The sequence below is a fragment of the Pseudoalteromonas sp. BSi20495 genome, assembly GCF_000241185.1.
Taxonomy (GTDB): Bacteria; Pseudomonadota; Gammaproteobacteria; order Enterobacterales; family Alteromonadaceae; genus Pseudoalteromonas; species Pseudoalteromonas fuliginea.
Map to the genome: position 1 here is coordinate 1 of NZ_BADY01000131.1, position 6,641 is coordinate 6,641.

The window sequence follows — 6,641 nt, forward strand, 5'->3', positions numbered from 1 at the left end:
CCTTTTATTTCTTCTTGGCTTTCTTTGTCCACTCTTCATCCAAGTTGCCTTTATGATATTTGTTTTTATCCAGCCGCGAAGCCTCGTAATCCTTAGCGCTCATAATCTCATCTCTCAGTTGTGGGCAACTTATTGTAGTACTTAGCACATCCCGTCTAAATCTTTTTTGTGTGCCATCTATATTATCTTTGTATTCGACCTCTGCACTGACAAATACGGATATGTTTTTAGGCAACAAACCTGATGTGTTTATACCTCTCTGAATCATAGAATTCTCATAAAGCGTAGGCCATTCTGCTACAGTGTATGTACTCTGTATTCGCTTAGGTAATTCTTTGTACTCCTGAATGTCAACCGAATAATATAGGGTTACCTTTTCTGCGTTGCCAAATTCAGTATACAACTCTTCACTCTCCAGAACAGCCTTTACTTTATCCTCAACCGAGCTCGTCCAGTCTTCTTCAGTCGCGCGTGTCCAAGGATAGACGTTCGCCAAACCACCCTTTCCTCCATACTCCTTCTTTATAATATGCCCTCCCATGATCTGATACGGTGTCTCTGTAAATCTTGTTGATTCTGCCTCAAAAATCGGAAATAGGGGCACAGTATAATTTTCTCTAAAAGACGATGTCGGCTCCTCCCCACCTTTCTTTTTAGTTTCCCATTCTCCATCATAGCCTTCCTTTTTTACCCTACCGAAGTCAACAGACGTGGATATTTTTCTACGCTGTATCAATTCTCGCTCTAAGGTGTTTCTTGTCCCTTTACGATTACTACCTACATCTTCACCAGTTTTATCATCCACCTGCACCTCTGCTTTAAGCTGTTTTGTCAGTTTTATATTTTTTTGCTTTTTCTGTACCTCGCACCAAGCTTCTTGAGGAAGGTGTTTTTTCTGAATAGGCTGCAGTTGTTGCACAGAATAGCTATTCGCAACTCCTTGTTTTCTTCTTTGTGCAATAGCTTCAGGTCGATTATCCACAAACCCAAAACCTTGTTTCACATTACTTTTCTTCTGAGCAACAGAATTAGGAACTGCTCTACTTTTCCGCCAGTGGTCGGACGAGGTATTCTCTTTCGGCTTCTCTACTTGTGCATACATATTTCAAACCTTTTTAAAATTGGATTTTATAGCTTGTTATAGGCTTTCTTTATTGCCTATAACAATTGAGCTAAAAAGCGTTTTCAATGGCTTTTAGGTTTTGTTATGGGATTTTTAACTCCCCAGTTTTTAACCTGTAGTTCTTGTGATGTTCGATCTTCAGTATAATTATTTGGGTGGCGGAAATATTTTTGGCGTGTAAGTCTTTATGTCAATTTTTTTAGTATAATTTCGGATTTCATCAGCACTGGCATCGCCATTAGTCACCATTGTACTAACCTCTATAGAAATAGATGATGGCAAAACTTCTGTCCCATCGGTTTTAGTTTTATTACCATATTCAACTGCTGCATTATAATAGATCACTTTTCCTTCGTTTAAACGACCTCTGCCATCATTTTCAGGTGCACTCATATTAGAAGTGTTAAACAGATTACTCATTGGCGTTAAATTTTCAGACTTAAACTTCCCACCAAGTGTACTTGCAACTAAGTGTCCAGCAATGAATTTATATCCATTTACCTTTTGATTAAGCTCTGTCTCCAAAAGCCTACCTTCGGAAACCTCACCAGAATACAAAGCACCTGGCTTCGCTGTAATAATTTCAGAGTTAACACCAAGCTGATACTCCCCAATGGTAATAGGTTGCTGATTTTTTATAATCGCCCCCTTAGGTAACACTTCTAATCCTTCACTTTCTTTTAGATAATTTATTTTTTCAAGTATCAATTGCTTCAATCTTGCTTGCAATCCGTTTATATCATTGATTCCTTTAACATCATTTTCGTGCAAAGGAATTAACCAGCTAAACAGTTCAAAGATTTCTCTAGCTATTTCCGGGGCTGATTCTAATGTTTCTTTCTTTATGTTAAGAAAGGGGGAAACATACTCTTTTAGTTTTTTATAACCTTTCAACTTTTCAATAGTAAATTTCGCTATAGCACTTTTATAAATTTCTCTATATTTGTCAAAGGCCCACATATAGACTGTTCCATCTACATAACTTTTTATCAATACTTTTAGTTCATTATAGTTAAAGTTTACTGCTGAAATCTTTTTTCCTGGCTCTGCCTCATTAAAATCATATTTAATACTGTACTCCCATTCTAATTGCTCATACACCCTCCAAACATCCTCTTTAGCTGATTCATAATCATCATGCTCTTCATATAGAATATCTCTGAGCTCATTTTGCAAATCCAACTCATAATCTCTCATGACATCATCAGGCTTAGGTAGTTTTCCTACCAAGTAATTATCTAACTCTTCCCCATCTTCCTCATCTAATCTCATCTGAACTATTGTATGATTTTTCTGAATAGGTTTAGAAGGTATAGCGTTGATTTGATTATTCATTTTTATTTTCATGGTACTTTCAGATCGATTATCCACAAACCCAAAACCTTGCTTCACATTACTTTTCTTCTGCCCTACCGCATTAGCAAGCGCCCTACTTTTATTTTCTTTTGGCTTCTCTACTTGTGCATACATATCTCAAACCTTTTTAAAATTTTATCTTTATTCTATGTGCAGGCTTTCTTTCATTGCCTATAACAATCGAGCTAAAAGACGTTTTCAATGGATTTTAGGTTTTGTTATGGGCTTCATACTTTCAAGACTCAGATGTAATTTGTTTCTGGTTTTACTTTATCTAGTACGTGACGACCTGAGTTGACATATTTTTATTCTTTGTTGCGTACCTTATGCCCGTCGCCCTTGTGAACATGTCGGTTATCAGAGGGAGCTTGGCAATTAGCACCTGTGCTAAAATATTGCTACCATACATTCAGTCTGTAGTAACCTAGATTCATGCCAAGATTAGTGAGATAACCTGTAGCATTGTTTTCCGAGCTTTTCCAGGACCAACTGTTATTCTGTCCGGCATTTTGCTCGAATAAGTTTTCCCCTACCCCTCTTCCTCCCAGTTGTTGAGGAAGAATATGACCTTTGTTATAGTCCACAATATTATTAGCCATGCTACTGCTATAACCTCTATTCGTCTTATTAAAGTTAGTAGCATCTACATCGCCGTAATAATTTTGGTAGTTAGTAACACCCGTAAAATTGTAAGCTCCGGAAGCGCTTGTTCCGCTATTCCCGAACGCATAGCCTGTACCTACATAGTCCACGGTACCACCAGTTTGCTTTCTGTAAATTGTGTAGTTCGCGTTGGTACCTTGATTGTGGACAGTATAACCATTCTTCGTCATGTCTACATCCGTGACCAGCTGGAGCGTTTGGGAGGAATTTCGGTTTTTATGATTTTGTACTTGCAGTGCTCCTTGGCTATTGATAGCCATTTTTTGCAGCTTTCTTTGTACAATAGTCTGAGGCCGATTATCCACAAACCCAAAACCTTGCTTCCCATTACTTTTCTTCTGAGCAACGGAATTAGCGATCGCTCTGTTTTTATTCTCTTTTGATTTCTCTAATTGTGCATACATATCTCAAACCTTTTAAATTTGGCTTTACTCATTGTTATAGGCTTTTTTTATTGCCTATAACAATCCCAGATACACCACACAGTGGTGGATGTGGCGTTTATTCTGACTATCTCATTATCATTTCTGGACTTTTAACACCTATTTTGGCTGTTAAAAGTCCACTTTTTTAAACTTCATCTACTTCCCATTAGCGGTGGCTCTTTAATACCCGCATGGGCTGTTAAAAGGTAAGGGGTCAAGTCACTTGCTTCATAACACTTAACTTAAAAGGTAAGGGGTCAAGTCACTTGCTTCATAACACTAAAAGGTAAGGGGTCAAGTCACTTGCTTCATAACACTTAACTTAAAACAAAGCTTGTCAATTCGACATGACGCTCTAACTTAGTCACATACTCTCTGCTCTTGCCCCTATCACATCGGCTTCATGTTCTAATTTTGGATCATCATTCACCGCTTGCCCTGCAAACTGGGTAGTGGCTTGTACGCGACCTTGCATTTGCTGGCCAATGTGAGCAAGCTCATGCCCTAAATGGCGGTCTTGCCCCGGGCTGATGTGTACTTCTCTGCCTTGGGCATAGGCGTGGGCATTAAGTTGCGCGGGCTTGGATGAGTTGGTATGCACAGCAACGTGGCTTAAATCGACGCCCATCATGCTGCCTACGTTGTCTTTTAAACGCGTTTCTCGGCTTATTGCTTGGCGTTGTACGGGGAGCGTGTCGTGTTCTTGCTGCTTTTGATTAAGTGACTGGTACATAAAAATTCCAAGGTATAATAATAGGTTAAATGAAGCTGCCGTATATAAGATGTCAATGAATAAAAAGCAGCATTAATGCATTTTAATAATGTAACGAATCGGTTGAATGGGGTTGTCCACCAACGGTGCCAAATTAGGCGTGCCGTTTAGGCCGTCGCAGGCTAAAAAGCCGTCGGGGATTTGTGCGCCGCTGTAGAGTAAAATACAGCCAATTGGCACGCTAACTTGTTGGGTATTTGCGTTAGCCGCACTGTAGTTTGGCGTTTCATAAACTCGGCTGGTTGGTGTTGTGGCGCTTGATGAAGGGGCACCGAGTAGCTGCCCCTCTACAATTAAATCCCCTTGAATACACACACGTTGTTGAAAAACCGTATTGGCTTGATGGTGTTCTGGCAGTGAAAAAGTCAGTACTTGCCCCAATTCAGACGACTGCTTAGTAATGCCATCATCGCTTTGAATAAGCGCTGCATCTAAAAACTCGGCAAACTGCGCCTGGGTTGGTTTTGCACCTGTAATGAAGTAGCGTTTTAGCTTTTCTCGAAAGGTCGTAAACATGGCTTAGTTGTACCGTATAATTACGTGATTACGCAATTACACGCTCTTGCCATATATCGTTGGAGAGGTTGAATATACTGTGTTTTTGTACTAAATCATTTTCAACTAATTTAAGTACAACAACGGCAACATCGCCTAAATATCGTTTTAAAGCAGGGTCTAGGTCGTACGTTTTAAAACCAGCTCCATCATCAAAAATGGTGATTGGATAAATACCGCGATCAGGACCATTTTTAACCAAAAAGTAATCCCCCGTGTAAAACTCTGTTGCGCCAAACATGGCAGGCTCAATCGGGGTCATTGGTAAGTCATCACTAGCGGCGACTACACGACCTGCATAGCCAAGCACATCTGCAATATCTTCTACCCTGTGTAAGTCAGTTGTTTGCATACCTAAATATTGGTTCATATCAGCACGAACCTGATAAATAACACTATTTAATAAGTTTAGGCTTCTAGCTTTATTACTATCACGAGCACTCAGTTCTTCAAGTTTTTGGATCACGTTTACAAAATTATTCATAGGGTTTTCCTTTTAGAGGGAGGGGGTGTTTGAATTGATGACTAAATTAATAACTGGTTGCCTTAGAGAAAGAATTTGCCAGTTGAGTCATAGGAATAAAAAATGTCATTTACTTTGTATAAATCATAATAAGCATGTGAGCTGTTGAGCAATATTGTAAGGCTGGAGTTATCTGCAAATTTAAGAATAACTTGGCTGTTTGTCCCCCAAGTTCCACTAAAGTCTTGTACCCTAAAATAGGTGACTTTTTCATCAATTATAGCTGTCAATGTAGTGTCATCTGTAAGATCTAAAAAATGAATGGAATTTGCGTCAATAGTAAAGTCATTAGTGTGTACTTGAGGGTTAATATTAAGCATTTGGTTTTGAAGCTGTTGCCCAAGCGAAGTTAAGTTTTGCTTTAATAGAGCACTATCAATAACCTTATCAACTCTGCCATTAGCGAGATCATTAGCTGAAGCGAAATTTACACTGAAGCGGTTTTTACTCTGTATAAGCCCATCACCAACAGTCACTAAACTGGCTGTCATTTTCCATTGATACTCAAAATCAGCATCATTATCGTAAATAGCCCTAAGCATAAATGCTTGATCTTTATAAATGTCACCTTGAGTTATGATCACCGCATCGCCATGAACCATGTCAACAGGTTCATAGCTGACCACAGACTGTAAAGAAAATGAGCTTGATAGTTCATTTACTTGCCATATGCGGTTTTCACTCTTATTCGTTTGGGCGTTCAATAACACCAAATCACCATCAACAAGCATATAACCATCAATTTCACTAGGAACGTTATCAATATCGATGTTTTGTGTTGTCTCAACACATGCAATCAGCAGCGGCAACAAATTGGGGCATGTAAGCGCTTCTACTTTTTGATTTAACCAGCCACCGTGTTGTGCGGTAGTCAGCTTGCTTGTATCACCCATTTGAATATCTGCAAACGTTGCAATGGGTAAACTAGTAATTTGAATATTAGATAACCTAGCCCCATCACCAATAAATTCACCTGCTTCAATGCGCGAATCCGTCACCGTTCCCGCTTGGGTTAAGTCAACTTGCGAAGGGAGATCAATCTGAGGTAAGTTTATAAGGCCAGATCCATCACCAATAAATTCACCTGCTTTTATGCTTGAATCCGTCACCGTTCCCGCTTGGGTTAAGTCAATTTGCGAAGGGAGATCAATCTGAGGTAAGTTTATAAGGCCAGATCCATCACCAATAAATTCACCTGCTTTTATGCTTGAATCAGTGACTAAG

The 6,641-nt window shown here is 39.3% G+C and carries 7 protein-coding genes; all 7 read right to left on the reverse strand.

The window, feature by feature from the left end; translation table 11 throughout:
- Positions 1-4: 4 nt before the first annotated feature.
- Positions 5-1,102, reverse strand: a complete 1,098-nt coding sequence (locus tag P20495_RS04925) for a hypothetical protein (RefSeq protein WP_008138015.1) — start codon at positions 1,100-1,102, stop codon at positions 5-7.
- A 168-nt stretch (positions 1,103-1,270) separates the two neighbouring features.
- The gene (locus P20495_RS04920) at positions 1,271-2,593 is read right to left on the reverse strand and encodes a DNA/RNA non-specific endonuclease (RefSeq protein WP_008138017.1); all 1,323 of its coding nucleotides are present in this window, start codon (positions 2,591-2,593) and stop codon (positions 1,271-1,273) included.
- 284 nt (positions 2,594-2,877) lie between these two features.
- Positions 2,878-3,546 (reverse strand): hypothetical protein, encoded by a 669-nt coding sequence (locus tag P20495_RS04915; protein WP_008138019.1) that lies wholly within the window; start codon positions 3,544-3,546, stop codon positions 2,878-2,880.
- Between the two features lie 385 nt (positions 3,547-3,931).
- Positions 3,932-4,300: a DUF4157 domain-containing protein gene (locus P20495_RS04910; protein ID WP_008138021.1), complete on the reverse strand. Its 369-nt coding sequence runs from the start codon at positions 4,298-4,300 to the stop codon at positions 3,932-3,934.
- A 72-nt stretch (positions 4,301-4,372) separates the two neighbouring features.
- A complete protein-coding gene (locus P20495_RS04905; RefSeq protein ID WP_008138022.1) occupies positions 4,373-4,855 on the reverse strand; it encodes a hypothetical protein in 483 nt (160 codons plus the stop codon).
- A gap of 28 nt (positions 4,856-4,883) precedes the next feature.
- Positions 4,884-5,378: a hypothetical protein gene (locus tag P20495_RS04900; RefSeq protein WP_008138023.1), complete on the reverse strand. Its 495-nt coding sequence runs from the start codon at positions 5,376-5,378 to the stop codon at positions 4,884-4,886.
- A gap of 62 nt (positions 5,379-5,440) precedes the next feature.
- On the reverse strand, positions 5,441-6,641 hold a 1,201-nt coding region (locus P20495_RS22135), incomplete at its 5' end, for a hypothetical protein (RefSeq protein WP_033016204.1).